Raw genomic sequence first — 3,140 nt, forward strand, 5'->3', positions numbered from 1 at the left:
AGCCGCCGATGAAGCCGTTCTCGGTCAGCCAGTCGGACGCGACCGCCGCCGGACGCTCACCATCGGACGAGACGCGAGCGTTGAGCTCGGCCATCGTGTCGTTGTCGAGCGCCTCGATGACCGGGGCGTAGAGGTCGGCCAGGCTCTGGCCGTACTGCTCGTAGACGTCCTCGACGTACACGGGCGAGGCGTTGTAGAGCGGGAAGAACGCCTCGTCGTCCTCGAGCACGACCAGGTCGAGCGCGACGACGCGACCGTCGGTGATGAAGACCTCACCGAAGTTGCACGGGTCCCGCTGCGCGGTGGCGTTGTAGACCACACCGGTGTCGAGCACCGTCACGTTGGCGGTCGGGAACTCGTAGCCGTAGTGCGCTTCCATGCCCGGCAGGCCGTCGTCGCGGGCCGAGAACTCCGACTCGACGCACAGGGTCGCCTGGTCCGGGTCGTTCTCGATGATGTCGGCGAGGTCAGAGAGGGTCTCGGGGTTGCCGAGGTCGTCGCTGGCCGAGTTGGCGTACGCGATCGCGTAGGTGTTGTTGAAGGGGGAGGGGTCGAGCCAGTAGAGCCCGTTCTCCTCCGCATCGCGGTCGCGCACGACCTCGTACTGCTCGATGCGGTCCTGGATCGGTTCGGTCTCGCCGAAGAACGAGATCCACGCGGTGCCGTTGTACTCCCAGTAGTGGTCGATCTCGCCGCTGGTGAGCGCGGCGCGGGCTGCATCGGTACCGCCCAGGTTGATCTGGTCGTTCACCGTGGCGCCGGCGTCCTCGAGCAGGAGCTTGGAGATGTTGCCGAGCACGAGCTGCTCGTCGAAGTCCTTGGAACCGACGGTGATCTCGGCGCCCTCGAGCGACTCGGTGCCAGCCTCGGCGGCTTCACCGCCAGCGTCCGTGCCGTCGCCACTGCCGTCATCGCCGCCGCCCTCGAGCTGGTCGCCGCCACAGGCGGCCAGGAGGAGGATGGATGCGGCGATGCCGCCGGTCAGTCGTAGGTGTCGTCGCTGTCGTTGGAACACGTGGTGCCTTCCGGTCTGGGGTGTCTCGCAGGGCCCATCGGTGGGCCCCGGTCGGATCGTCCGCCGGGACGGCGGACGAAGCTTGGAGGTGCGGGTCACAGACCCTTCGGGGCGAGCTTCTCCTCGATGATGCCGGCCAGGTAGTCCGCGGCGAGGGCCAGGGCGGCGACGAGCACCGCGCCGGTGACCAGCACCGGGGTCCGGCTCAGCTGGAAGCCGCGCTGGATGATCACGCCGAGGCCGCCGCCGCCGAAGAGGAACGCGAGCGCGGCCGTGCCGATGTTGAGCACCAGCGCGGTCCGGACGCCGGCGAGGACGACGGGGACCGCCAGCGGGAGCTCGATGCGGCGCAGGATCCGGCGGTCGGAGAGACCCATGCCCTTCCCCGCCTCGAGGACGCTGGGGTCGACCTGGTCGAGCCCGACCATGGTGTTGCGCAGGATGGGCAGGAACGAGTAGCCGACGAGCGCGACCGTGACGGGCACGAGGCCCGTGCTCGGCAGCCCGTCGACCGCGACGAAGAGGAAGTAGAGGAGGGCGAGCGTGCCGAGCGACGGGATCGCCTGGCCAGCGTTGCCGAGGCCGATGACCGCGGGTGCGAACCGGCGGAAGCGTGGCCGGGTCATGAGGATCCCGGTCGGGACGGCGAGGAAGAGCACGAAGAAGGTGGACAGCGCGCTGAGCTGGACGTGCTCGACGAAACGTGGCCACAGGATGCTCGACTCGAGCTGCCGGAGCTCGATCGAATCGAGCTCCTGGCCCTGGACCCACAGGTACAGCCCACCGATGATCGCGGTGATCAGCAGGGGCATCGCGAGGTAGCGGAACGCGGTACCCAGCGGTCCGCGTGCGTCGGGATCGACCTCGACGTCGAGCTCGGGGTCGGTGACGGGGGGAGCGACGGTGCCTGCCATCAGGCCGACACCCCCGTCCCCGGGTCGGTCAGCTTCGCGGCCCGGTAGTACTCGACGTTCGCGTCGCGCATCTCACGGATCGAGGTGGTGATGGTGTCGATGTCGACGATCCCCTGCAGCGCACCTCGGCCGTCGACGACGATGGCGACCCCCGCGGAGCCGACCAACATCTCCTCGAGCGCGTCCGCGAGCGTCGCCTGCGGCTCGACGAGCGCGACCGCAGGCAGGCCGAGCGCAGCGACAGGATGGTCGTGACGGAAGTCCGGGGCACGGAGCCACCGCAGGGGGCGCCGGTCGTGATCGAGGAGCAGCAGGGTCGTCCACTCGGAGGCCTGCAGACGTTGCCGGAGGGTCTCGCGGTCCTCGTCGACCGTGCCGGTCAGGCAGTCCTCGACGATCTCGACGTCCCGGACCCGGGTGAGGTTGAGGCGCTTGAGGGTGGCACCCGATCCGACGAAGTCCTCGACGAACTCGTCGGCCGGTGAGGTCAGGATCTCCTCCGGCGTCGCGAACTGCGCGATGCGCGAGCTCTCGCGGAGGATCGCGATCCGGTCGCCCATCTTGATGGCTTCGTCGATGTCGTGGGTGACGAAGACGATGGTCTTCTTCAGCGTGGACTGGAGCCGGAGGAACTCGTTCTGCAGCCGGGTCCGGGTGATCGGGTCGATCGCACCGAACGGCTCGTCCATGAGCAGGACGGGCGGGTCGGCGGCGAGCGCGCGTGCGACGCCGACGCGCTGACGCTGACCGCCGGACAGCTCCTTCGGGTACCGGTCGCGGTACATCGACGGATCGAGCCCGACGAGCTCGAGCAACTCGTCCACGCGCGCGGTGATCCGCGACCGGTCCCAGCCGAGCAGCTGGGGCACGGTGGCCACGTTCGTGGCGATGGTCTGGTGCGGGAAGAGACCCACCTGCTGGATGACGTAGCCGATCCGGCGCCGCAGGTGGTCAGGATCCACCGTGGTGACGTCCTCACCGGCGATGACGATCCGTCCCGAGCTCGGCTCGATGAGCCGGTTGATCATCTTCATCGTCGTGGTCTTGCCGCACCCGGAGGGCCCGACGAGCACGACGATCTCCCCCTCGGGGATCGACATCGACACCCGGTCGACCGCGGGTTCGGTCGTGGCGGGGAAACGCTTCGTGAGCTCGTGCAGCTCGATCATCACCTCGCCCGGCGGCGAGGTGGTGGTGGTGGTGGTGGTGGT

At 69.0% G+C, this 3,140-nt stretch carries 3 protein-coding genes; all 3 read right to left on the reverse strand.

Annotation, left to right across the window (positions count from 1 at the left end):
- The coding region (locus WEB03_RS07755; protein WP_368070377.1) for a glycine betaine ABC transporter substrate-binding protein at window positions 1–1,015 on the reverse strand (1,015 nt) is incomplete at its 3' end.
- Between the two features lie 95 nt (window positions 1,016–1,110).
- The gene (locus tag WEB03_RS07760; RefSeq protein ID WP_368070378.1) at window positions 1,111–1,929 is read right to left on the reverse strand and encodes an ABC transporter permease; all 819 of its coding nucleotides are present in this window, start codon (window positions 1,927–1,929) and stop codon (window positions 1,111–1,113) included.
- Window positions 1,929–3,098, reverse strand: coding sequence for a betaine/proline/choline family ABC transporter ATP-binding protein (locus WEB03_RS07765; RefSeq protein WP_368070379.1), 1,170 nt, complete (start codon window positions 3,096–3,098; stop codon window positions 1,929–1,931). Before WEB03_RS07765 ends, WEB03_RS07760 begins: the two co-directional genes overlap by 1 nt.
- Between the last annotated feature and the right edge of the window lie 42 nt (window positions 3,099–3,140).

The sequence above is a fragment of the Nitriliruptor sp. genome (assembly GCF_040882075.1).
GTDB lineage: Bacteria > Actinomycetota > Nitriliruptoria > Nitriliruptorales > Nitriliruptoraceae > Nitriliruptor.

What these genes read in the sequence shown, in the direction of transcription:
- WEB03_RS07760 (WP_368070378.1), bottom strand. Translation starts at nt 1,929, where the DNA reads ATGGCAGGCACCGTCGCTCCCCCCGTCACCGACCCCGAGCTCGACGTC.
- WEB03_RS07765 (WP_368070379.1), bottom strand. Translation starts at nt 3,098, where the DNA reads ATGATCGAGCTGCACGAGCTCACGAAGCGTTTCCCCGCCACGACCGAA.